The organism is Telluria sp. ZT3P25, from assembly GCF_059685895.1.
The window spans coordinates 1,356,016-1,379,833 of the sequence record NZ_JCASIJ010000001.1; the positions used below are offsets into that span (position 1 = coordinate 1,356,016).

Here is a 23,818-nt window from a genome sequence, read left to right on the forward strand (position 1 = left end):
GTAGGTAACGCCAAGCGGAAGTGCACAGCGGCGAACCTGGACGACAACAAGCGCTGCGTGGCGCAGAGTGATGTGCATCAGATAACGGCGTACGGCAGGCTTTACGTTTGACCGGGTCTGACACTACCGTACCGGCATCATGCCGGACCGGGTGAAAATGACGGCCTGCCAGCATCCCAGATTATCGCCGGTTCACAGCCCCATCTGGAAACCGTCACCGTGCATATCACCACGGCAGCGGGCATTGGGTGGACACTTGGGCCGGGTAGCTGGAATCGCCATCTGATAAGCGATCAGTGCTGTTCGCCGTTCGCAAAACGTAATTCAACGCGCCGGTTACGTGCGTCACCTGGATCGAGACCGGTCAGCGGATATGAATCCCCAAATCCGGCCACGACCACGCGGCGGGCGGCATCGCGATCGCTGTGGCCGACGAGCAGTTTGCGTGCCTCCCTGGCGCGCGCTGCCGACAGCGTGAAATTGTCGTCATAAACGGTGCAGAAAGCACGCAGGTCCAACACGGCGGCCTTTACCGGTGCGTTGTCGGTATGGCCTTCCACAAAAATCTGCCCTCCCTTGAATTGCACTAAATAAGCAGCGATCCGGTCTTCGACCTTGGCGAATGCCGCTTTTGCTTCCGGTTCGATACAAGCACTGCCACTGCGAAAGGCGCGCTCCTTCAGCGTGACCTTGCCGGCACCTGCATCAATCGCAATGTAGCTGGATGCGCCTTCCTGTGCAAATGCCAACTGCATCTGGCTGAGGACACCGGCGATGCGCTGCTGCTGCGCCTCCGCGCCTTGCGTCAGTTGCGCCTTGTGGCGTTTTTCGGCAACCTGCTTTTGCACCACCGACACCACTAGCATCAGCATCACCACGGCGACCACGCCGGACATCAGGTCGGCGATCACGATCCACTCGCTGGGCTTTTCTTTCATTGCATTTCTCATGCCGCGAGCACGTCGGTGGCACGTTGCGCGCGACTGCGGCTTTGCGCGAGACTTGTCAGCAATGCTTCAATGCGCACCAGCGTCGCGGCGACACGTTGCCCATCCTCAGTGCCGGCATCGCTTTTCCTGACATTAGTCAGTTCCTCAATTGACTCGGTTAATGACACTATCCGAGTCTTGAGTGCTATGAATTCGTCGAGCTGGCGATGCTGCAGCAGAGCATTTTGATCCGTGTTTACCTGCTGGCCGTTGATCCCGGCCACAAGCTTTTCTACGATGACCAGGGTGGCATTGACATTCAGGCTACTCTTTTTAAGCTCGCTTTCGAATGTGGCGAGCTGCATATTGGATTTTGAGACCGATGCCAAACTGTTTTCGATCTTCGTTCCCAATGCTTCTACAACAGAGGTGATCATCTCGATCGATCCCGTCAAGGCGTCGCCGGATGTCTTGAATGTTCCTTGAGCTACAGCTTGGCGTTCTACAGATTGCCGACTGGCGTTTTCAAGGGTGGTGATCGTGCCTTCGATCCCGCTTGCCATCGTCCCGATGGCGTCTGCGATGCCAGTTGTTGCAACAGTCAGGTCGCCTGACATTTTTTCCATATTGCCACTGAAAGTCTCGCTCATCGCCTTCATCGTGTCGCCCAGTTCCGTCTTGACTTCACCAAGCACCGTCGCCATTATTTCCCCCGAAGAGCGACTGGCGTTTTCAATGCCAGTGGTTGCGCGGGTCAGTTCACCGGACATTGTTTCCATATTGGCGCTGAAAGTGCTGTTCATTCCCTCCATGGTCGCGCCCAGTTCAGTTTTCACCTCACTGAGTACCGTTGTCATCGTTTCACGGAAATTGCCAATGACCGTACCCAGCTCCGAGCTGGCAGTACCGGCCGCTTCAGCCGCTTCCGACATCTTGTTCGCAGCGTTTGCCATCTTGACCATGTTTTTAGGCACGCTGGCGACAAAATCGTCCATAGCAGCACGGTTCGCCGCGCTATCCTGTGCGATCCCGCCCAAATGCTGTAGCTGGATTTCGCCAGATTGCACGAGACGCGCCGTATTCGATGACGTCGCCCTTGCATCGGCCACGAGTTCATTTTGCTGCTTTCGCAACGCCTCGAGGCCGACAACGATCTGCGCTATCCGCTGCGAACGGGCATCGTCCATTTCGTGTTGCTTGTGAGCCGCAGTGACCAGTTCTTCAACATAGCGGGACGCGCTGGAGCGCTCGATGGCGCCGATCAGTTGCTGGCGTTCCTCCACGCGTTCTTTCTGGCAGCGCGCCTGCTCCAGCGTCGCTTGACGACGCACTTCGTGCGCGGCCCAGGCAAAGCGCGGCTCATCATACGGATTGCGCATGAACCAGACCTTCAAGAACAGGAACGCGATAATGCCCCAGGTCGAGGTTTTGAATTTCGAACCAAGTGAATCCATGATCGGTGTCAGGCCACTCAGCGCGTCGGTGCCGGGGCCCAGCACGCCAGCGGCTTCCGTCAGCGCCAGGCCCAAGCCAATGAACGTACCCAGAAGGCCGAAGACCAGTAGCAGGCTGGGCAGAATATCAGCCCAGCGCTCAGCCGGCGTCGCTATTGTCGCAGCCAATTCATCGACGTTCGCATGAGCTATGGCGCTGTCCTCGTCCGCATCGGAATTGGCCGCTCGGCGCGCCCACTGCTCAGGCTTCGCCTGGCGTGCTACCTGTATGATCGTCAGGGCAACCGATCCAAGGAAAATCGCAGCGAAGGTCAGTTGCAGGACAGCGTGGATACTGCCATCGACCGTCGGCAGAAAGAAGCGCAGCAGTAAATTATCCATTGCACTCTACCTCGAGGGCATCGCCCCGCTCGATACTATCGGCGCGGAAGATGTTGGCGAAATCAGCGATCAGGCCTTGCTGCTCTACTGTCAAATCAGCCCAGCGCAGGCCCTTTTGCGCGCAGTCGATCAGTAACGAGCCAACTTCCTGACCTTGCGTCAGTAAATATTCTTTATCTTCGGCGCGCAGCTGCTCAGGCGATTTTTCAAGTAGTTGTAAAAAGCCTTCAGTGGCGCTGACATAGTGTTCACGTTCCGCATTGCGCTTCATCAGGTCGTCATTGGCAGCCAGTTGCTGAGGAAGCATGGCGCTCAGTTCCTCAAGCATTACCTGATCGCTGGTGGACAGCGGGGCCACGATCGCTTCGAATTTCAGGCGACTCAACGTTCCTTTCGCAGTGGAAAGCTTCTGTGCCATGCGCTTCCATTGGCGCTGGTCGTCGGTCAAAGCCAGTTGCCACATTTTGCTCATCTCTTCAAACACGAATGGCGTGAGCTTTTTGCCGTAACGTGACATGACAATGCCATCAAGCCGCAACGCTTCCTCATCGCTCAATTGCGGTGTGTCGGAGACCAGTGTCGCGCCAGCCTCAACGAGGAAGATGTCATCGGCACTTACTTGATCAATGGTCTTTGCGCTGATCAGCGAATCTTCCACCGAGCGCATCAACTTGTGGGTTGCGCGTAGACGCAGGTAATGATCGAATCCGGCAAAATCCCCGCTTTCCAGCAGGTTGTCGATGCGCGTCTTCACAAGAACCAGATCGTTGAGCATGGCCGCAACGTCGAAAACCTTGACCTGTTCTTCGGTCTGGGCGTGGGCTTTAGCTTGGGCAAAGCCTTGCTGGTGTTCGCGCGCAATTTCCTCTTCTGCCGCAGAAAGTTTTTTATCGATCCGTGTAGCCAGCTCAATGACCCAGCGTGCTGCACGTTCCAGTTGCCGCAGGACTGGGCTGTTCTCCAGAGCCAACAAGCTGGTGATGGCAGTATCGACCGCGAAGATGGCAGCCTTTAGCCAAGGAAACGGCGCCGCCATAGCAAGGCCTTGAAGGTAGGGTTTGGTCTTTTGCAAAAACGGCTTGACCTTGGCATAGGTCTCCTTGACCGTGCCAATAAAAGTTTCTCCTTCATTCGCCAACCACGTCACCACGTTGCGAACGGCCGATATCGCTGCACTAACGCCACTGCTTATGAAACTGCTAACACTGTCGAACCATCCCATGATGTATTTCTTTCTTTATGAATTGTGAACGCCGAGCAGGCGCCGTGCGACTGTTGTGTCGTTTGCTGGAAGGAAGCTCGTCGCCGGGCTGGCGACGTGTTGCATTGCACGCTTAACCTCTGCGATTGCTTCGGTCAAGTGAAGCTGGTCCAAGGCCGGTGCCGTGCCGATCGCTTCCGCTGCTAGAAGCGCCTTAGGCAAGGCCAAGCGCATGCAAGTGCGAATTTCGCGGCCGGAAAAACCTTCGCTCAGTTCGGCGCAAAGGTTCAGCACTTGTTCGCGCGTCATATTTAGCGGGATGCCCGGCACTAGCAAGCGTTCCCACAGGCGACGGCGCGCCGGGTAGTCGGGTAGATCGAAATGGATGTGGTAACCGATGCGGCTGCGAAAGGCCTGGTCATAGTTGCGTTCAAAGTTGGTTGCGAACACAATGATTCCGTTGAATCGTTCCAGTTCGATCAGCAAAGTTGAACGCATCGCGTTGACTTCATTGTCTACGCCTTGCGTTACCGATGAAAGGCGTTTGCCAAGTAGCGTGTCGGCTTCATCGAAAAACAGCAAGGCCTGCTCGTCGCGTGCAGCATCGAAGGCTGCACGGATGTTCTTTGCCGTATCGCCAAGGAATTTACTTTCTATTTCGGCTATCCCCAGCGAAAGAAATTGCAGACCCAATTGTCCCGCTATAGCTTCCGCCGCCATCGTCTTTCCGGTACCGGGTGGCCCGTAAAAGTTGATGACTGTGCACAACCCCATTGGATCGACGGATGCAAAATCCCAGTCATCGTAGATTATTTTGCGAAATCGCAATTTGGCCAGGCATTCCTTCAGCTGAAGGGCTGTGACGTCGGAAAGGACGAGGTCTTCGTCAAGCTTGAAACGTGGTGCACTTGTCAGAAATTTCGTCATATTTTTTAGTTGTTTTAATCTAGCGAAAAACGCCCGCCACATTTTTTCAATACTGGTTTCACTTCGCTGCATGTAATCAATATGCACCACACTGACGACAAACTGCGTCGCATGCCTTTTTTATACGAAATCCCATCTCTATGATCATAACAAAAATAGTTCATTTTGGAAACTAAATTGCAGTTTGTATGGTTAGTAACTGTTGGTATGTGGAGGGGATACGACGAGCACGCAGCAAGTTTGGAATCCATTTACGTGTGGCTGCTCAACCTCGCCCGAGTCTGCTTCCCTGCATTCGTGCCGTTGATGGCTAAAGCCGGGGTTAAGACTAAAGTAGTGCCCGCCTGTGCGTGCTATCCCGCGCACAAGCGAAGGCCCAGTATGTTGACGGGGGGAGGGTTCATATATTCACCAGACCCAAGAAATGCATGGATGCTGATCCCCACCCGTTTTGCATGGGCGGCGGCGGCGGGGGGGCGGGTTGGCGCATGCAGGCGGTGTGATCATGTATTGTCTGCAGTGCGTGCAGATCGGCGAGCAACGCTGTCGCGGCAGCAACATGAGTTATCCGGAAATTTGTACTACGGATCGGCCAAATGATCCTCGGGCCAAGTCACGATAGCCGGGATCATGAATTGTGCTGATAAGCAAAGCAATAATTTCTACGAGATGTCGGGATTTTTTATTGCTATCGGCTGTACGCTCTCCGCTTGTTCGGATTGCACGATCTACAGGATGGCTACCATATCGAACAATGTGAGTTCGGAATTCTCAAAAACTCTTCGCCCAGACTCTTGCTGCTACTTCTTTAAGCCACTAGCCCACCTGATGATTTTCTTTTAGCAGTGCAATTTGGATTTAATCATTGAGCAGTCCATCAGTGTGCTAGTCACATGTTTTGATAAAATCCCCGCTTACCGCAATTAGTTGATCGCGTATCTAATCTGTCCGATGTTGTATGTACTAGGTCAGCGTAAAAATTGTGGCTCTTTGAAGTCTAGGTGTCGGATACCAGACATGACTTCAGCGTCCAAAATATGTCCATGACGATCATTATTTGGTGGGTAGATCATGGTCTCCCGCGAATTCTATAGAGGACTTTGGATGACACCTTCTTCGCCAGAGGCTATGAAAAAGACCACCCCCAAGGTGGCTTTTTCCTTGTTCAGCCCACTCCGCAGCAGGATCGGTGCACCCCCGTTAAAATGCTGGATGCCGCAATCGCTGGTCCAACAGTTTCAAGGGAGTCTCTCGCATGTCCATGTCATCCACTCCCGCAGTGTCCGATAAAAAAATCCGCGTCGGCATCGTCGGCGCCGGTACCTGGGCCGAGTATGGCCATATCCCGTCGCTGGCCTTGTTGCCCGAGTTCGAACTGACGGCCGTGTACAGTCGCAGCGCCGACAAGGCCAATGCAGTGGCTGCGCGCCATGGCATTGCCCATCCGGTCACGTCCCTGCAGGCGCTCGTCGAGCATCCTGAGGTCGATCTGGTACTGGTGCTGAACCAGGCGCCGCAGCATGAAGCAGCCATCCGCGCCGCCATCGCCGCTGGCAAGGACGTGTATTCGGAATGGCCGCTGACTACCAGCACCGCCGTGTCGGCCGAGCTGGCAGCGCTGGCCGAGCAAGCCGGTGTGCGCCACGTCGTGGGCCTGCAGCGCCGCCTGTCCCCGAGCTACCGCTACATGTCGGATCTGCTGGCCGAGGACTACATCGGCGCGTTGCGTTCGGTGCGCATGCATGTCAGCGTCGACGCGTTCGGTGCCCGCCGCATGGGCTATCTGGCCTATACGGTGCCGACCGAGAATTTCTCGGATCTGCTGCCGATCTTCGGCGGCCACTTCCTCGACATCCTGTTCAGGCACTTCGGTTTCCCGCGCACGCTGAGCGCCCTAACGGCGAACCAGATCAAGCAAGTGACGATCGTCGACACCGGCGCGACGCTGCCGCGCACCAATCCCGATCAGGTGCTGGTCACCGGTACCTTCGCCAACGGCGCCGTGCTGTCGGTGCAGCTCGAAGCGGGCAAGCGCAATAACGCCGGCGTGCAGATCGACCTGACGGGGACCGAAGGCGATTTACGGATTGCCAACGCGACCAGCTTCGGCCCGTCGGTCAATCTGATCGAAGGAGCGCGCGGCGACGCGCAGCCATTGCAGGCATTGCCCGTGCCGGCGCAGTACGACTGGCTGCCCGAACACGACCTGGGCGGCAGCGTAGCCGAGCTGGCCCATCTGTATGCGGCGTATGCGCGCGACGTGCGCGATGGCACGCAGCTGGCGCCGACGTTTGCCGACGCGGTCAAGATGCATGCGGTGATCGACGCCATCATCGCGTCCGACCGCAGCGGCAGCCGGGTCGATCTGGCCGTCTGATTCGCCAGGCTGCACCTTTTTTCTTTCCTCAGCGTTCGTAGCCGCGGTGCATGGGTCAACCATGCGCCGCCGCTGCGGCGTTCGCCATTGCATTTCACATGACACCAGATACCTTGCAGCACCCCGACGAACTCCGCGATCAACCCGCCGTGCCGAAACTGCCGCTGACATCGCTGCTGGCGCTGACGATGGTCAGCTTCATCGTCATCCTCACCGAAGTCTTGCCCGCCGGGCTGCTGCCGCAGCTTGCCGCCAGCCTGAACAGTTCGCAGTCCGTGATGGGGCAGCTGATCAGCATCTACGCACTGGGCTCGGTGCTGGCCGCGATCCCGCTGGCGGCCGCCACGCAAGGCGTCGGCCGCCGCACCTTGCTGCTGACCGCCATGGCGGGTTTCGTGATTGCCAACACGATCACCGCGCTGTCCACGAGCCTGACGCTGATCTTTGTCGCCCGTTTCCTGGGTGGCGTGGCGGCGGGGCTGGCCTGGGCCATGCTGGTCGGTTACGCCGCGCGCATGGTCGCGCCGCAGCACAAGGGCAGGGCGATTGCCATTGCGATGGCCGGCACGCCGCTGGCGCTGACGGTCGGTATTCCGCTCGGTACTTACGTCGGCAATCTGGTCGGCTGGCGCATCGCGTTTGGCGCGCTCAGTGCGCTGGCTGCGCTGCTGATGCTATGGATCGTGCTGCGGTTGCCGGCGCTGCGCGCGATTCCCGGCCAGCAACGCCAGCGCGTGGCGCAGGTGTTTGCGCTGCCCGGCGTGCGGACCGTACTGGCGGTGCTGCTGCTGTATGTCGTCACGCATAACCTGTTGTATACCTATATCGCGCCGCTCGTGACGCTGGCCGGGCTGGCGCCGCGCGTGGACTTTTTGCTCGCGCTGTTCGGCGGCGCTGCGCTGTTGAGCCTGCTCTTGGTGGGTGCGCTGGTCGACCGCTGGCTGCGCCAGCTGGTCATGGCGAGTACCGGCTTGTTCCTGCTGGCGTCTGTCACGCTGGCGCTGTGGCCCGGCGCGCCGGCCGCGGTGTATCTGGCAGTGGCCATCTGGGGGCTGGCGTTTGGCGGCGCTGCAACGTTGTTCGTGACGTCGCTGTCCAATGCGTCGGGGCCGGCCCAGGACGTGGCGCAGTCGATGATGACGACCGTGTGGAACCTGGCCATCTTTGCTGGCAGCGTGGTTGGCGGCATGTTGCTGGGCCATTTCGGCGCAGGGTCGTTTGCCTGGGTCGCTACGGCGACACTTTGCGTGACCCTGCTGATCATCTGGCGCAGTCGTGCGCAGTTCTATTGGCGCGGCGCCGCGTCGAACCTGGCCAGATGATCGCTGGCTGCTTTATTTGCCCACGCCGTTCTTGATTTCAGGATCCGTGGTGGCGATCAGCTCGACCACAGGTGCTGACGATTTGCCGGCAGCGTGCTTGCTGAACACGAGGATCACGCCGCGCGTGGTGCGGGGCGCGACCGGCACGAGCATGAACCGGTTGCCGTCGAACTGGCAGGCGCTCGGAAGGATATCGTCGCTGACCGACAGGGTGCGCGCCACGCCCGCGTACAGGGTGACAGTCCGGTCGAGGCGATCCACCGTCAGACGGGTATGCTGCAGGATGGTGTCGACGTCCGGCTGGTACAGCATCACGCTATCGGCGTCGCTTCCGCCGTGTTTGGTGTTGAGCTCTTTCGGGGAGATCTTTTCCCACTCCTGCGCGCCGTCCGCCTGGGCGTAATACAAAACACGTTCCACACTGCCGTCGTCGGGGATGACGGGCACGACGAAAAAGACAGGGGCACTACCTGGCACGGATGTGATGGCGTTCGGAGCTGCTGTTGTCATGGTGCGTTCCTGATTGGTACTGCGTTGAGAAAGGCTGACGACTGCGGCCGGTAGCCGCCCTGCGTCAGCGTCTGTACATCGGCGCCGGTAACGGCACCTTCCCCTGCACATGCGCGTGCAACGAGCCACGCCTCACGTACGAAGCCTGCCTGCCCGGTGTCGATGGCCGGTTGCAATGCATTGCGTGTTGCCCGGCACAGCACGGCCGGGTACAAGCCGTCGGCAGCACTGGCGTGGGCCTGCAGCAGCAGCAGGTCGGCCCGTGCCTGCAGTTCCCGGCCTTGCCACAGAAACGGGTACTGCGCCATCAGGCTGCGCACGTCCTGCGCGACGCTGCTGGCCGCGGCGCGCGCAGCAGACCAGTCGCGTGTCCGCATGGCCTGCCCGGCAACGGCAAGGCGCGTCTGCATCATGCTCTGGCGCCACTCGCGCATGTCCTCTTTGCCCTTGCCAGCGCTTGCCAGACGGCGCTGCAGCGCAGCGAGCTGCGCGTCGATGGGCCGGCCGGCGTCGGCCTGGGCCAGCAGCAGGGCGCTGTCGGCCAGCAGGCTTTCTGCCTGCCAGAAGGCGTTGCTGGCGCCATCGACCAGCGCCCGGCGCATCCAGTTCACGGCTGCCAGCCTGGCGGCGATCGCCTCATCGCGCCGGCCCAGTGCCTGCAGGGCTTCGGCGCGCCGGCTCTCGATGACGGCCAGGTCGCGCAGCCGTACCGATTCGCCCGGGCGGGCCTGTTGCAGTTGCTGCTGCACCGCGCGCGCGGTGTCGTACAGCGTCAGCGCCTGCGCACTGTTGCCTGTCAGGTGCGCCACCTGGCCCAGCCAGGCACGTGCGCTGGCCACCGCATCCTGGGCATCGACGTCGCCCGGATGGTCGGCCAGCACCGCCAGCTTGAGCGCCAGCGACGCCTCGAAGCCGCGCTGCGCGTCCTCCCAGCGGCCCCGGCGCATCGCAATCGAACTCAGGCTCCCGAGCGCAAACCCGAGTTCGGCCCGGGCCTGGGGATGCGCTGGTGCGGCGGCCAGCCAGGCCTGGCTGGCGGCGCGATAGCGGGTCATCTGCGTGGTGGCCTCGTCCAGGCGGCCGGCGTCATAGGCCATCTGGCCGAGCCAGAATGCGCTGGCGCCTAGCGTCTTGTAGTAGTCGCCAAGATCGATGCCTGGCGCCGGCCCCATGGCCGAGAGCAGGGCGTAGGCACGCGCCAGCGCCGTGCCGGCCATCGCAAGCTGGTGCGTGCCGCGGCTGCTGTTGACTTCGCCGATCACGACCAATGCTTTGGCGCGCTGCAAGGTGTCGGCCGGCAGCTCGTCGCGGATGTCGTGAGGATTGAGTACCTGCAAACCATGTTCACCGATGCTGGCGAGCAGATCGAGCTTGCCGATCGGGCGTAGCTGGTCGGCAAGCTCGCCCAGCATGAAGGTGGCCAGGCGCCGGCTCTGCAGCTCGCGCGCCGTTACGGTCTCGGCCAACTGCGCATTGCGCACGGCGGCCAGGCCGGCAATCGCCGCCAGCGCCAGGGCGCCAGCCAGCCCGGCCACGCGCCAGCGCGTGTGCGCCTTCAGGCGGGCCAGGGAGCGCGCCACGAAGTCGTGTTCGTCGCGCCCGAACAGGTGCGGTGCGGCGCGCACCGCGCTGCTTGCTTGCCACAACAGCGGCACCCGTGGCAGCAGGCAGGCCTTGGCCCGTCCGCTGTCCAGCCAGCGCCGGACCCATGGGGCAAGCTCGGCGCGCGCGGTCAGTGCGACGCGGTGCTGCGCGACCCACGCCGTCACGCGTGGCCAGCGGCGCAGCAAGGCTTCGTGCGCGACACGAAAACCGATCTCGCCACCGCCCAGGCGGTCGGCCACCAGCAGGCGCGCGTCGATCAGTGCTTCTGCCAGTGCCCGCTCGTGCGCGTCGGTAAGGCTGGCGCCGATCACGGAGCGGCTGGTGGGCGACGCATCCTCGGACGACAGGGTTACCAACCGCGGCAGCAGGCGCGCCAGCGCCGCTTGCTGCGGGCCTGGCAAGGCCGCGAGGATCGCTTCGGCCCGGCTGCTGATCGCGCCTTCCAGGCCACCCAGTGCATCGTAGGCGGCCCAGGTCAGTTCGTCGCCGGGCGCGCGCGCCAGATACAGGGTCTGCAATGTGGTTTGCAGCAGCGGCAAGGCGTCGCCGGCCTGCATCGCATCGGCGCACAGGCGGTCGTCCAGCCGGTTCAGGCTGCTCGCGTCGCTGCCATAGGTCAGGTTGGCCGCGCGTGCCGGCAGGCGGATCATCTGCATGATGGCCTGGGCGTCGGGCGGGGCCAGGTCCATGTGCGCTCCGTGTTCCTTGCCATGCATCAGCAGGCGGTGGCACGACAGACGGGGATAAAAGTCGTTGCGGCAGACGGCGAGCACCAGCACCATGCTGCTGCGGACCAGCCGTTCGATACAGTCGAGAAACGCCTGGCGGTTCGCGTCCCTGGCTGGCTCGAACAGGCCCTCCAGGCGGTCCAGCACCAGCAGTGGCAAGCCCGCATTGTCAGCGCTCTGCGCCTGCAGACCGACTCGCAGCAAGCGCAGCATTTTATCCGGATCACCGCGCAGCAAGTCCGCCAGCGAGGCGATGCTGTGGCCCGACAACAGCGCGACATTGGCGAACTCCCAATCGAGCAGGGCCCCGGCCAGCGCCTGCCATGGGCCGCTCGCGTCGAGCGCACCCAGGTCGAGCACGGTCGCGGTGCAGGCCCGCAGGCGTTCGTCGCCAGGCACCGGCGCGGCCAGCATGGCGGGGATGAGCCCGGCACGCACCAGCGATGTCTTGCCGGAACCGCTGGGCCCCAGCAGCACAACCAGCGCGTGGCCCCGCGCCTGCTGTTCGCCGAGGCGGCGGTGTAACTGCCGGATGGCATCATCGCGGCCGAAATAGACGCTGGCATGTTCGGTGCCGAACGGTTCCAGGCCACGGAAGGGCGAGGTACCGCGCCATGCGCCGCTCAGGCTGCGGGGCCCGTTGTCGGACAGCACGCGGATCGGGGCGATCAGCCGGTAGCCCTGCTTGCGGATCGTTTCGATATAGCGCGGGCTGGTGGCGGCGTCCTGCAGCGACCGGCGCAGGCCGGCAATGACCTTGTGCACCTGATTGTCGCCCTGGACCTGGCCTGGCCAGCAGGCATCGAGCAGGGCGTCGGCCGTGACGACGTCGCCGCAGCGCCGGCACAGTTCGGCCAGCACGGCCATCGGCCGCGGCTCCAGCGCCACCACGTCGTCGCCGCGCGCGATCCGGTGCGTCGCCAGATCGACGGTCCAGTCGCCCAGCAGGAAACGACCGCCCGCGAGCAACGGGTCGCCTTCTTGCAGTGCACGTAATTCGGGTTGCGATGCGTGTGTCAAGATCACTCCCTGAGCATGGGCGAGGCGCATCCTCGTGTGCCGTGGCAAGTAAAAAACGCCTGCGATGATGGCAGGCTTTCAATATGGCACGTAAAAGATGGTTTTGTAAACCTGTCAATGTTTCAGTTGTTTTTGTCGGCTGGGGGTTCCGGCAACGTCCCCAGTCGCATTAGCGGCGGGGATTTGGCAAATGAATCAATGACTTGGCTTGCAGGGCGATGCGGGAAGGTATCCGGAAGGTGTCAATACAGTGTTCATCGTAGACTGTTCGCGCAGGGATCGAGCAGCACGACTTACCGGAAAGCATGATGAACCAGCCTGCATTGTCACTGATCACCAGCGCATCGGCCGTGGGCAATGAACCGCGTCCCTGCTCGGACGACGCCATCCGCGAGGCATTACGACGTGTCCTGACCAGCAAGCAATTTGCCAAGGCACGCCGCTGCACGGCGTTGCTGGTTTATCTGGTCGAGCGCGTGCTGGTGTGCGACGACGCAGATGCGTCGCCGCCAGAGCACGAGATCGGCGTGGCCGTGTTCGGCCGCGATCCGGCAGCGTATTCCCCGGCAGACGATCCGATCGTCCGGGTCTAGGCAGGACGTCTGCGCCTGCGCCTGACCGCGTATTACGCCGATGAAGGGGTCCTTGACGCCTTGCGCATCAGTGTGCCGCCAGGCCGTTATCATGCCCGTATCCTGCCCGCCGACAACCAGGGAGCGGGCGGGGCGGTGCCCGTCGGTGCGCCGCTATTGCAGTTCAGCCCGCTCATCTGCCTGAGCGCCGATGCACCGGCCAGTCACTTCACGGCAGGCCTGAATGACGAGTTGGGCTTCCGGCTGTACCGTGAACTTCGCTCGCTCAGCCTGCCCAGCGGCGACAGCCCGGCGCCGGCCGATGACCAGTCGCGCGCGCGCTACCTGCTCGAGGGCACGGTGCGCCAGGATGCCGCGCTGCTGCGCGTGTCGCTGATCCTGCGCCACGGTGCCGCAGGCGCGGTGCTGTGGTACGCGCAGTTCGACCGCGCCGGCGGGATTGATGGCGCAATCGATGGCGCAATCGGTGACCAGGAGCAGATGGCCGCGCGCTGCGTGGCCGCGCTGCAGCAGCATCTGCCGCGCGGTACTGCCCTGCGAGGCTGGTAAGGCAATGGCCCCGTATCGGCCTCTGGTGGCCATCGTGGTCAGCCACGAACATCCGGTGGGCATGGCCATGCACCTGCGCTTCATCCCCAGCATCGACACGACAGCGCTGATGCTGCGCGAAGGATTGCTGCTGCGTCATACGCTCGAGGGCGCCGAACTGTGGTGCGGAGCAGCATATCGCCACGCGGTCGTGCTGCCGCTGGTCTTCCAGGTCATCACGCGCAACGCTCAGTTGCAGTCGTGCACGCAGTGGCCGGTCGAGCGGCCCCTTCGATACGTCAGCGTGACAGGCCAGGAACAACTGCGGGCCGAGACCCTGGCCGGCTCGGGCGCCTCACGCCGGCCCTTGCTGTCGGTCGGGATCGACCATCGTCCGGCGCCCGATGGCGCCTGCGCCACGTACCGCATCGCGCTGGCGTCCCACCGGCGCGCCTGATCTCTGTACGCTCCGGGGTTGCCGGTAGTGTCACGCACAGCGACCACCTTTGGCATGAGAGCGACACCGGATTCGCGCTGGGTGCTTACCAGATTCGTACCAGATTCGTGCCGAACTCAACGAGGCGACAGTCTCGCTGCATAGCCGCTATAGTCTGCGTTATCAAAATTACCAATAAGGTCAACCCCCATGTCTACTGTCACCACGGCCAGCGCAACGTACGTCCGCCCGCCAGGCGTACTCCATACGATCCTGCTCGCAGGCAGCGTGTCGCTGTTCCTCGGCGCATTGCTCAGCGATTACACCTATTACAACACCTACCAGATCCAGTGGAGCAATTTTGCTTCGTGGCTGAACGCCGGCGCCTTGCTGTTCGCCGGACTGGCGCTCGTGTTCGCACTGGTCAATCTGCTGCGCGCCAGGCCGATGGCCGGTCGCCCGTTGAACTACTTCGTGCTGCTGCTGCTGACCTTCGTGATCGGTCTGGTCAACGCGTTCCAGCATGCCAAGGATGCCTGGGCGCTCATGCCGACCGGCCTGTTGCTGTCGGCCATCGTCTTTATCCTGATTTGCATTACCGCTGTCATAGGCCTTAACCCACGTTCGGGAGGACTGAAATGAATCGCTCGAGCGCACTTGCCCTGTTCAGCATGACCCTGCTGGCCAGCGCCTGCAGTAACGAAGCCAATACCAACCTGGCCAGCGGCCCGGATCCGAAACTGCCTGCGCCCGAGCGCGGCCTGTTCCCGAGCATGAAGATTGCCGAGCCAACTGCATGGGGCGATCAGAAGCCGACCGTGCCAGAGGGTTACAGCATCACGGCCATCGCGACCGACCTGAAGATCCCGCGCCAGATGCTGGTGCTGCCGAACGGCGATATCCTGGTGGCGGAAGGGCGTGGCGGCAGCGCGGCCAAGCTCAAGCCGAAAGACGTCATTGCCGGCTACATCAAGGCGCAAGGCAATACCAAGGTCAAGGGCGGTAATCGCCTGACGCTGCTGCGCGATGCGGACGGTGATGGCCAGTACGAGCTCAAGACCGTGTTCGCCGAGAACCTGAATGCCCCATACGGCCTGGCGTTTGCCAACAACAAGCTGTATGTGGCGAACCAGGATGCGGTTGTCACCTTCGATTACCAGCCGGGTCAGACCAAGGCTGCCGCAGCGCCGGTGACGCTCACCCAACTGCCCGCCGAGATCAACCACCACTGGACGAAAGCGATGACCATCAGCCCCGATGGCCGCTATGTCTACGTCGGTATCGGTTCGAACAGCAACATCACCGAGCGCGGTATGGAAGCCGAAGTCGACCGCGCAATGGTCTGGCAGATCGACGTGACGACGGGCGCCCACAAGCCGTACGCCACGGGCCTGCGCAACCCGACGGCGCTGGCGATGAACCCGGAAACGGGCCAGCTGTGGTCGGTCGTGAACGAGCGCGACGAGCTGGGCCCGGACCTGGTGCCGGATTACCTGACGTCAGTGAAAGAGGGCGGCTTCTATGGCTGGCCGTACAGCTACTGGGGTCAGAACGTCGACCCGCGCGTGATGCCGCCGAACCCGAAAAAGGTGGCAGCAGCGATCAAGCCGGACTATGGCCTTGGCTCGCACGTCGCGGCGCTGGGTCTGCACTTCTCGCTGCCGACCATGGGCGCAAAATTTGCCAATGGCGCGTTTGTCGGCGAACACGGCAGCTGGAACCGTGACAATCCGGTGGGCTACAAGGTGATCTTCGTGCCGTTCGCCAACGGTCGTCCAGCCGGCGCGGCAATCGACTTCGCCACCGGCTTCCGGGATGCCAATGGCAAGACACGGGGTCGTCCGGTCGGTGTCACGGTCGATCCGCGCGGCGCGCTGATCATCGCCGATGACCTGGCGAATACGGTCTGGCGCGTGGTGCCGAACCGCTGATCGTCATGTGAAGCAATGCCGCAGCGTGAATGATGCCAAGCCTGGCGTCATTCGCGCTGCGGCTTTTTTTCGCCCTTTACTTTTCCCACTTGCAGCGTGATGTTCCCATTGCACCGGTATCTTCCTCGAACGTGAACGTCTTCTTGTCCCTGGACCGCAGATACGTGAATTCGTTGACGAGCGCGCCCTGGGTTGCGACGGTGTAGGTGCCGCCGTTCTTGCCCGGTTCCTTCCAGATCGTGGTGAACTCGAGCGGTCTGCCCGGCGACATTTCCACTGAACTGGTCTTGAGCGCCCGCAGCGGGATGCGCTTGCTGCCGCGCTGGTAGTGCACCGCGGCGTGTGCGTGTCCGGACTGCGGGAAGTCGAACTGAAGCCGGATCGGGGGCGCGGCGTCGACCGAGACCAGGCAGCGAAACTCGGTGGCCTGCGCCATCGCAGGGTTGGCGAGCAAGGCGGCGCACAGCAGGGCGGTCAGATGCTTCATAGACAGAATTCTCATGGCGAGTTGGATTGCCCCGATGGGTGATGATTCAGCATACCGTATGCCGAGAACCATCCTGCATATTGCCATCTCTACTGAGAATGGTTTATCATTATCGACTCAGCGCGCATCGCCGCGTGCGCCGTTCATGACAAGGTTTTTCTGATGACATTCAAGCTCCTTCCAATTGCCCATGCACTTGCCCTGGCAACCCTCGGTTCCACGTTCGCCCACGCCGCCGAGCCGGCGATCGTCATGGGTGAGGTGCGCGTGAGCGCGCAGCGCGATGCTGGCGCCTTGCGCTCGAGCCGTGTCCTGACGTCGGTCGACGTGCTGGGTGCTGACAAGATCGAAGACAAGAACGTGACCAACAGCTGGGAACTGGTCGGCCAGTTGCCGGGCGTGCAGCTGACTGAAACGCGGATGGGCGCCGAATCGGGCAAGGCGAGCTTTCGCGCCTTCAACGGCGAAGGCTATATCAATGGCATCAAAGTGCTGATCGACGGCATCCCGAGCAATGTCAACAGCGGCAACCAGCGCTTCATCGACATGATCTTCCCGCTCGAAGTCGACTATATCGAGGTGGTGCGCGGCACGAATGACCCGCGCTATGGGCTGCACAATATCGGTGGCAACCTGAATATCGGCACGCGCCAGGGCGGCAATTATGTTGACAGCCGGTTCACCTACGGCAGCTTTAACACCCGTGAAGTGCAGGCGGCATATGGCCGCGAAGCCGATGGCTTTGCGCAAAACTATTTCGTGGCCAAACAACTGACCGACAGCTACCGCGCGAACGGTGATTCCAACAAATACTCGATCGGCGGCAAATGGTTCGTTACGTCCAATGACAAGACGGTCACGGCCGGCCTGGTGGTGCGCACCTACGAGCACACGTCGGGCGAGCCGGGCTTTCTGACTGCCGCCGAACTCGCCGCCGACCGCCGCCAGTCGCCGCGCAAGAACGCCAACGACAAGACCGACCGCGACATGCACCACGCCAGCGCGCACCTTGACTGGCACATCACGCCGAACGCGTTCCTCAGCAACAAGCTGTACTACAACGAGTACAAGGACGACCGCCGCGTTACATTCACCAGCAATCCCGAAGGCAATGCGCCGCGTCAGCGCCGGCTGTGGGATGAAGAACAGCTCGGCTTCATGAGCACGCTGACATGGCGCGCGAACGAACGTGTGACGGTCGACGGCGGTGTGAATACCGAGCGCCAGGACAATGGCTACCGCCGCCTGCGCTACAACTTCGCGATCCCGACGGACTTCACGACGCCGGCCCGCATCCAGAACGACGACCGCTACAAGTTCAACAATGTTGGCGCCTATGTGCAGGCGGTGATCAAGGCGACCGACACGATTCAGCTCGTGCCGGGCTACCGGGTCGACCGATTCACCGGCAACCAGCCGCTGGCAGGCGGTACGAGCGTGGGCTTGCAGGATTACGGCTGGATCAAGCAGCCCAAGTTCAGCATGGTCTGGAGTCCGGCGACGGACATCAGCGTCTACGGCAACTGGGGCCGCACGTTCCAGATTCTGACGGGCTCGGTGGGACCGGCCTATCTGGTGCCGGGCCAGGCATTGTTTGACGCATCGGTCAACACTGGCAAGGAAGTGGGCGTCAAGCTCAAGCCGACCACGCGCAGCGACCTGCGACTGGCGCTCTGGCGCCAGGATGCGACCGGTGAAGTGGCCAATATGCCAGCCACCGGCACCACGGTGGGGCTGGGCGAAACGCGCCGTGAGGGCCTCGATTTCCAGCTCTCGGGCAAGGTCACCGACAAGCTCGAACTGTCGCTGTCGCACTCGCTGCAAAAGGCCGAAGTGCGCAAGGCCACGGGCACGAATGGCGTGTCGCTGGCCGGCAAGGAAGTGTTCTCGACGCCGCGCCACATCACCAATGTGAGCCTGGATTACAAGCACTCGGACACCTGGCGCTTCGGCTTGCAAGGCCGCTCGCAGGGCAACTACTATATCGATACGCCCAACGAGCTGGGCAAGTTTGGCGGCTTCGTTCTGTTCGATGCGAACGTGCGCTATGCGATCTCGGCGCGCACCAGCATCGATGTCCAGGTCAAGAATATTGCGGACCGCAATTATGAGTACGCGTGGTACGACAACTTCTTCTGGCCGGCAAGCCAGGCGCAGCCGATGTACTCATCGGGCAATGGCCGGGCTGCGTATATTTCACTGAACGTGAAGCTGTAATCTGCTTAGATCAGCTGATCTGAGCTGACGATGTGTACGCCCGGGTGCGCCTGCAGGGCGGCGTCAATCAGCGCGTGCGCGATGCGCGGGGCAGGGTTGATGCGCCAGCGGCGCGGCAATACGGGCCCCAGCATTTCCAGCACCACGCCGGACACGCGTTCGCCCAGGCGTCGTTCCTTGCGCTGTCCGCCAATCAGGCCCGGTCTTACATGGGTCAGCGATGCGAAACCCAGCCCGGCCAGGTCGCGCTCGAGCTCGCCTTTGACGCGGTTGTAGAAAAAGCGCGCGCCGGCATCGGCGCCGAGCGCGGAGTTCAGCACATGGCACGGCGTGCCATGCTGGCGCGCCAGTGTGGCCACGGCCAGCGGGTAATCATGGTCCACGCGCCGGAACGCAGCCCGCGAGCCGGCGCTGCGCATTGTCGTGCCCAGCGTGCAGATGACGGCGTCGGCCTGCCACCAGGCAGCATCCTGTGGCAAGGCATCGAAGTCGACGACGGGCGCGTGCAGCTTCGGGTGCGCCGGCAGCGCTCGCCGCGTGGGCGCCACCACCGACGTGACCTTGGGGTCGGCCAGCGCCATCTCCAGCACATGGCTTCCGACCAGTCCGCTTGATCCAACCAGCAGCAGTTTCATGGGGGTGTCCTTGGTCGCCGACGTAAACGGTGCGAGGCCGGCATGATGGCCGGCCTCGCACTTGAAGACGGGCCTGCATGGCAGGCCCGAACACCGGCTTACTTGGCCAGTGCTTCTTCGTAGCGGCGTTCGACTTCCGCCCAGTTGATGATGTTGAAGAAGGCCGCGATGTAGTCAGGGCGCTTGTTCTGGTATTGCAGGTAGTACGCGTGTTCCCACACGTCCAGGCCCAGGATCGGCGTGCCGCCCGACATGCCGGCGAACTGGCCCATCAGCGGGCTGTCCTGGTTGGCGCTGCTTTCAACCAGCAGCTTGCCGTCCTTGCCGACGGTCAGCCAGGCCCAGCCGCTACCGAAGCGGGTCTGCGCTGCCTTGGTGAACGCGTCCTTGAATTTCTCGTAGCCGCCGAGGTCGTCTTCGATTGCCTGGGCAACCTTACCGGTCGGCTTGCCGCCTTCCGGGGTCAGCACGGTCCAGAACAGCGAGTGGTTGGCGTGACCACCGCCATTGTTGCGCACGGCGCCCTGGACGGCTTGTGGCAGGCTGCCGATGTCGGCGATCAGCTGCTCGACCGGCATCTCGGCGACGCCGGCTTCGCCCAGCGCGTTGTTGACGTTGGTGATGTAAGCCTGATGATGCTTCGTGTGGTGAATTTCCATCGTGCGCGAATCGAAATGCGGCTCGAGGGCATCGTAGGCGTAAGGCAGTGGTGGCAATGCGTATGGCATGATCATTCTCCGTTCAGATGGTTGGGAACACTGTTCCGGTATGAAGCGAGGCACCAGGGCCATGTTCGTCACGGCCCGGCGTCGTGCATGTGCTGGTCAATATGGGATGGGCAACGCGCACCCCGGGGCATCCGCCGAAATGGTTTCTGCGTGCGCCCTGACTTGTCCAGAATACCAGCATCTGCAATTGGCTGGCGCGCCGGGTGAGCGAAGGCAGTTTCTGACCGCTGCCATGCACCTGAGCGGTCGCTCAGCGCCCGGGCCGGATCTCGGTACTCTGCATCATCGTGTTGCGCCAGCCGTCCGCCTGCAATTGCCAGACGCGGACATAACGGCCGCGAAATTCGCGCGCACGACTGGACGGTGGCAGATCGGCATGGAAGCGACCCCGAACGATCGCTGTGCGGCCGCTGTCGAGCAATTGAATCTCCATGCTGACGATGGTGTACGAGCGAAACTCGTACTCTTCGCGGGCCAGCAGTTGCAGAAATTCGCTGCGCGTGCGCACGCGGCCATTGGTTTCGACGTGATAGTAGTCGGTGGCGATGATGTTGCGCAGGGCATCGACGTCGCGCGCGGCGACGGCGTCGGCACGCCGGCGTTCGGCGTCGCGCAGGGCTGTCAGCGTTGCCGACTGCGTCGTCGTGACGTTCGCGCCGGGCAGGGCGCCACGTAGCGGTACTTGCGCCGACGCGGCGGTTGTCGCAAGCGCAATCGGGATCAGCAGGATGGACAGCAAGGTGCGCATGATGAGTGCTTCGTTCAACCTGGTTAGTCGTCGTCAATGGTCGGTGTGTCGCCGTGTAACCACCGGTTTCTCCATTGTGGCACGCGGCGGCGCATTTGCCGCTTTTGTCGGGATGACAATAGGACTACACTGGCGGCTCCGGCACCAGCGGTCGGCCACGCACCAGGAGAACAGTATGAATATGGCAGGCAGCGGAGACGTCGGCACGAACGACGACCTGATGCGCGCATCGATGGGCATCGATGCAGTGCGCGTCGGGTTGGCGACAGCAATGATCTTGCTCGGTCCCCTGGTGGCGATGCAGTTCACCCACGGCGTGCAATGGACCGGCCTGGATTTCGGCGTGGCCGCCGTGCTGCTGGCCAGCGCCGGCTGGATCTGCCTGCGCACGGGCCGCCGCGTGGCGCGCCTGGCCGTCTGGCAGCGCGTCGCCATTGTGGGCGCCCTGGCACTGGTGTTTGCCGCATTGTGGATCGAACTCGCGGTCGGCGTGCTGTTCAACATCGGCAGCTGAATCCGGCGATCGCCAGATTGTCTTGACCTTCCTATGGTAGGAAGGTTTATTCTTGTCGCATGGATCACGAAAAACTCTCTCCAGCAATGCCATCCGTCACCCTCTTGATTGACGGCATGACCTGCGCCTCGTGCGTGGCACGCGTTGAAAAAGCACTGGCAAGCGTTTCCGGTGTCACCGGCGCGAGTGTCAACCTGGCCACCGAAAAAGCCCGCATCGCCGGTGCTGCGCTGCCCGCAGCGCTGGTGGCTGCCGTGGCGGCAGCCGGTTACGCGGCCCGCGTCGAGACACCGGATGCTCCCGTCGCTGCCACTAAAACCGGTTCTGCCCCATGGTGGCCCGTCGCCATCGCCGCACTCCTCAGCACGCCACTGGTATTGCCGATGTTGCTGGCGCCATTCGGTATCGACGCGATGCTGCCGGGCTGGCTGCAGTGGCTGCTTGCCACGCCGGTGCAGTTCTGGCTCGGCGCGCGTTTTTACCGCGCCGGCTGGGGCGCGCTGCGCGCCGGGGCCGGCAATATGGACTTGCTCGTTGCCATCGGCACCAGCGCTGCCTATGGCCTGTCGCTGTACCTGCTGCTGACGCCAAGCGGGCATGCATCCTCCTACCTGTATTTCGAATCGTCGGCCGTCGTCGTCACGCTGGTGCTGCTTGGCAAATGGCTGGAAGGCCGCGCCCGGCGCCAGACCATCGAGGCGCTGGGCGCACTGGAGCGCCTGCAACCGGCCGATGCCGTCGTGCGTCGCGATGGAGCCGACGTCAGGGTGCCGCTGGCCGCCTTGCGGATGGGCGACCTCATGGTGGTCAAGCCCGGCGAACGGGTGCCGGCCGACGGCGTGGTGCTCGACGGCCTGAGCCACGTCGACGAGTCGCTGCTGACCGGCGAAAGTCTGCCGCTGGCCAAGGGGCCGTCTGATGCGGTCGTTGGCGGCGCCGTCAATGCCGACGGCCTGCTGCTGGTGCGGGCCACGGCGGTCGGCAGCGCGACGATGCTCGCGCAGATCATCCGCATGGTCGAAGATGCACAGGCCGCCAAGGCGCCGATCCAGCGCCTGGTCGATCGGGTCAGCGCCGTGTTCGTGCCAGTGGTGCTGGCGATTTCTCTCGTCACGCTGCTGGCCTGGGGCGTGACCACGGGTAACTGGCAGGGCGCGCTGCTCAATGCGGTGGCCGTGATGGTGATTGCCTGTCCGTGCGCGCTGGGCCTGGCCACGCCGACGGCAATCATGGTCGGCACCGGCGTGGCCGCGCGCCACGGCATCCTGATCAAGGACGCCGAGGCGCTGGAAACGGCGCATGCCGTCGATGTCGTCGTGTTCGACAAGACCGGTACCCTGACCGAGGGCCGCCCGCAGTTGCTGGCGCTCGACGGCCCGGATACGACGCGCCTGCTCACGCTGGCAGCCGCCGTCCAGCAAACCAGTGCGCATCCGCTGGCGCGCGCCGTGCTGGACGACGCGGCGCGGCGCGCGTTGACCGTGCCGCGCGCAAGCAACGCCAAAGCGCTGCCGGGGCGCGGTGCGCAGGCTGACGTCGATGGCGCGACGATCCTGCTTGGCAACCGGCGCCTGATGAATGACCTCGGCGTGCTGGCTGGCGGGGCAGAGGCGCATGAGGCGGCCGGGCGCACCGTGTCCTGGCTGGCCGAGCGGCGCGGCGACACCGTGCATGTGCTGGGTCTTCTTGCCTTCGGTGATGGGCTCAAGCCCGGCGCGCAGGACGCCGTCGCGCGGCTGGTCGCGCGCGGCATCACGCCGGTGCTGCTGACCGGCGACAGCGTCGGCGCCGCGCAAGTCGTGGCAGATGCGCTCGGCATTACGCGCGTGCATGCCGAGGTGCTCCCGGCGGACAAGGCCGACGTCGTCACGGCGCTGCGCCAGGCTGGCCGCACGGTCGCCATGATTGGCGACGGCATCAACGACGCGCCGGCGCTGGCCGCGGCCGACGTCGGCATGGCGATGGCCACCGGGACCGACGTGGCAATGCACAGCGCCGGCATCACGCTGATGCGGGGCGATCCCATGCTGGTGGCCGACGCACTGGACGTTGCGCAGCGCACCTGGCGCAAGATTCGCCAGAACCTGGGCTGGGCCTTCGTGTATAACCTGATCGGCGTGCCGCTGGCCGCTTTCGGGCTGCTCAATCCCGTTCTGGCCGGCGCCGCGATGGCGCTCAGTTCGGTCAGCGTCGTGGCCAATGCACTACTGCTGCGCCGCTGGCGCGCGGCTTCTCATTCCATTTCCACCACCACCGGGGCGTTTACGCCTGTGCCTGCGCCCCCAATCAAAGGAGAATGTCACATGATTGAATTGACTGTTGCCGACATGACGTGCAAACACTGCGTTGGCCGCGTGACCGCCGCGGTCCACGCCGTCGATCCGGCTGCCAGCGTGACCATCGATCTGGCCAGCGGCAAGGTCCGCATCGATAGCACGGCCGCCGTGGCGCCGCTGGTGGCAGCCATTGACGACGCCGGCTATCCGGTGACGGCCGGCGCCTGAGGCAGCTTGGTGCCGCGGTCCGCTGCGTTTCCTGGACGATAAG

General features: G+C 62.7%; 20 protein-coding genes. 10 read left to right on the forward strand and 10 right to left on the reverse strand.

Going from position 1 to position 23,818, the window contains the following annotated elements; all coding sequences use genetic code 11:
- Positions 1–293: 293 nt before the first annotated feature.
- The 4 genes from AC56LY_RS06235 to AC56LY_RS06250 are packed head-to-tail and all read right to left on the reverse strand — an operon-like array spanning position 294 to position 4,964.
- The gene (locus tag AC56LY_RS06235) at positions 294–938 is read right to left on the reverse strand and encodes an OmpA/MotB family protein (RefSeq protein ID WP_499577477.1); all 645 of its coding nucleotides are present in this window, start codon (positions 936–938) and stop codon (positions 294–296) included.
- 8 nt (positions 939–946) lie between these two features.
- Entirely contained in the window at positions 947–2,764 is a 1,818-nt protein-coding gene (locus AC56LY_RS06240) for a hypothetical protein (RefSeq protein ID WP_499577480.1), read from the reverse strand.
- Complete coding sequence (locus AC56LY_RS06245) at positions 2,757–3,986, reverse strand: hypothetical protein (protein ID WP_499577485.1); 1,230 nt, start codon at positions 3,984–3,986, stop codon at positions 2,757–2,759. The genes AC56LY_RS06240 and AC56LY_RS06245 overlap by 8 nt, the downstream gene beginning before the upstream one ends.
- Before the next feature lie 15 nt (positions 3,987–4,001).
- Positions 4,002–4,964 (reverse strand): ATP-binding protein, encoded by a 963-nt coding sequence (locus AC56LY_RS06250; RefSeq protein WP_499577489.1) that lies wholly within the window; start codon positions 4,962–4,964, stop codon positions 4,002–4,004.
- Positions 4,965–6,147: 1,183 nt separating this feature from the next.
- On the opposite strand from AC56LY_RS06250, the gene AC56LY_RS06255 reads away from it, so the two are divergent.
- Entirely contained in the window at positions 6,148–7,269 is a 1,122-nt protein-coding gene (locus AC56LY_RS06255) for a Gfo/Idh/MocA family protein (protein WP_499577490.1), read from the forward strand.
- Between the two features lie 98 nt (positions 7,270–7,367).
- The gene (locus AC56LY_RS06260; RefSeq protein WP_499577491.1) at positions 7,368–8,591 is read left to right on the forward strand and encodes an MFS transporter; all 1,224 of its coding nucleotides are present in this window, start codon (positions 7,368–7,370) and stop codon (positions 8,589–8,591) included.
- 12 nt (positions 8,592–8,603) lie between these two features.
- Here AC56LY_RS06260 and AC56LY_RS06265 read toward each other — a convergent pair whose 3' ends face one another.
- A complete protein-coding gene (locus AC56LY_RS06265; RefSeq protein WP_499577495.1) occupies positions 8,604–9,101 on the reverse strand; it encodes a hypothetical protein in 498 nt (165 codons plus the stop codon).
- Positions 9,098–12,454 carry an nSTAND1 domain-containing NTPase gene (locus AC56LY_RS06270; protein ID WP_499577498.1) on the reverse strand — a complete coding sequence of 1,119 codons (3,357 nt, stop codon included), beginning with the start codon at positions 12,452–12,454 and terminating at the stop codon, positions 9,098–9,100. The genes AC56LY_RS06265 and AC56LY_RS06270 overlap by 4 nt, the downstream gene beginning before the upstream one ends.
- A 305-nt stretch (positions 12,455–12,759) precedes the next feature.
- Between AC56LY_RS06270 and AC56LY_RS06275 the strand changes: the two genes are divergently transcribed.
- From AC56LY_RS06275 to AC56LY_RS06295, 5 genes are all read left to right on the forward strand, one after another.
- Positions 12,760–13,047, forward strand: a complete 288-nt coding sequence (locus AC56LY_RS06275) for a hypothetical protein (RefSeq protein WP_499577500.1) — start codon at positions 12,760–12,762, stop codon at positions 13,045–13,047.
- A 60-nt stretch (positions 13,048–13,107) separates the two neighbouring features.
- Positions 13,108–13,596 (forward strand): hypothetical protein, encoded by a 489-nt coding sequence (locus AC56LY_RS06280; RefSeq protein WP_499577504.1) that lies wholly within the window; start codon positions 13,108–13,110, stop codon positions 13,594–13,596.
- A 4-nt stretch (positions 13,597–13,600) separates the two neighbouring features.
- On the forward strand, positions 13,601–14,032 hold the full coding sequence (locus AC56LY_RS06285; protein ID WP_499577508.1) for a hypothetical protein: 432 nt from the start codon (positions 13,601–13,603) through the stop codon (positions 14,030–14,032).
- Positions 14,033–14,221: 189 nt separating this feature from the next.
- A complete protein-coding gene (locus AC56LY_RS06290) occupies positions 14,222–14,653 on the forward strand; it encodes a DUF2231 domain-containing protein (protein WP_499577511.1) in 432 nt (143 codons plus the stop codon).
- Positions 14,654–14,682: 29 nt separating this feature from the next.
- Entirely contained in the window at positions 14,683–15,942 is a 1,260-nt protein-coding gene (locus tag AC56LY_RS06295; RefSeq protein WP_499556773.1) for a PQQ-dependent sugar dehydrogenase, read from the forward strand.
- A 76-nt stretch (positions 15,943–16,018) separates the two neighbouring features.
- Here AC56LY_RS06295 and AC56LY_RS06300 read toward each other — a convergent pair whose 3' ends face one another.
- The gene (locus AC56LY_RS06300) at positions 16,019–16,429 is read right to left on the reverse strand and encodes a hypothetical protein (protein ID WP_499577513.1); all 411 of its coding nucleotides are present in this window, start codon (positions 16,427–16,429) and stop codon (positions 16,019–16,021) included.
- Between the two features lie 162 nt (positions 16,430–16,591).
- Between AC56LY_RS06300 and AC56LY_RS06305 the strand changes: the two genes are divergently transcribed.
- A complete protein-coding gene (locus AC56LY_RS06305; protein ID WP_499577516.1) occupies positions 16,592–18,646 on the forward strand; it encodes a TonB-dependent receptor in 2,055 nt (684 codons plus the stop codon).
- A 5-nt stretch (positions 18,647–18,651) separates the two neighbouring features.
- Here AC56LY_RS06305 and AC56LY_RS06310 read toward each other — a convergent pair whose 3' ends face one another.
- From AC56LY_RS06310 to AC56LY_RS06320, 3 genes are all read right to left on the reverse strand, one after another.
- The gene (locus tag AC56LY_RS06310) at positions 18,652–19,281 is read right to left on the reverse strand and encodes a Rossmann-fold NAD(P)-binding domain-containing protein (protein WP_499577520.1); all 630 of its coding nucleotides are present in this window, start codon (positions 19,279–19,281) and stop codon (positions 18,652–18,654) included.
- A 98-nt stretch (positions 19,282–19,379) separates the two neighbouring features.
- Complete coding sequence (locus tag AC56LY_RS06315) at positions 19,380–20,009, reverse strand: superoxide dismutase (RefSeq protein WP_332530118.1); 630 nt, start codon at positions 20,007–20,009, stop codon at positions 19,380–19,382.
- Between the two features lie 250 nt (positions 20,010–20,259).
- Positions 20,260–20,757 (reverse strand): nuclear transport factor 2 family protein, encoded by a 498-nt coding sequence (locus AC56LY_RS06320; protein ID WP_499577522.1) that lies wholly within the window; start codon positions 20,755–20,757, stop codon positions 20,260–20,262.
- Between the two features lie 175 nt (positions 20,758–20,932).
- Here AC56LY_RS06320 and AC56LY_RS06325 point away from each other — a divergent pair, with 175 nt between their 5' ends.
- Complete coding sequence (locus AC56LY_RS06325) at positions 20,933–21,271, forward strand: hypothetical protein (RefSeq protein WP_499577524.1); 339 nt, start codon at positions 20,933–20,935, stop codon at positions 21,269–21,271.
- 59 nt (positions 21,272–21,330) lie between these two features.
- Positions 21,331–23,775, forward strand: coding sequence for a heavy metal translocating P-type ATPase (locus AC56LY_RS06330; RefSeq protein ID WP_499577527.1), 2,445 nt, complete (start codon positions 21,331–21,333; stop codon positions 23,773–23,775).
- The last annotated feature ends 43 nt before the right edge of the window (positions 23,776–23,818 follow it).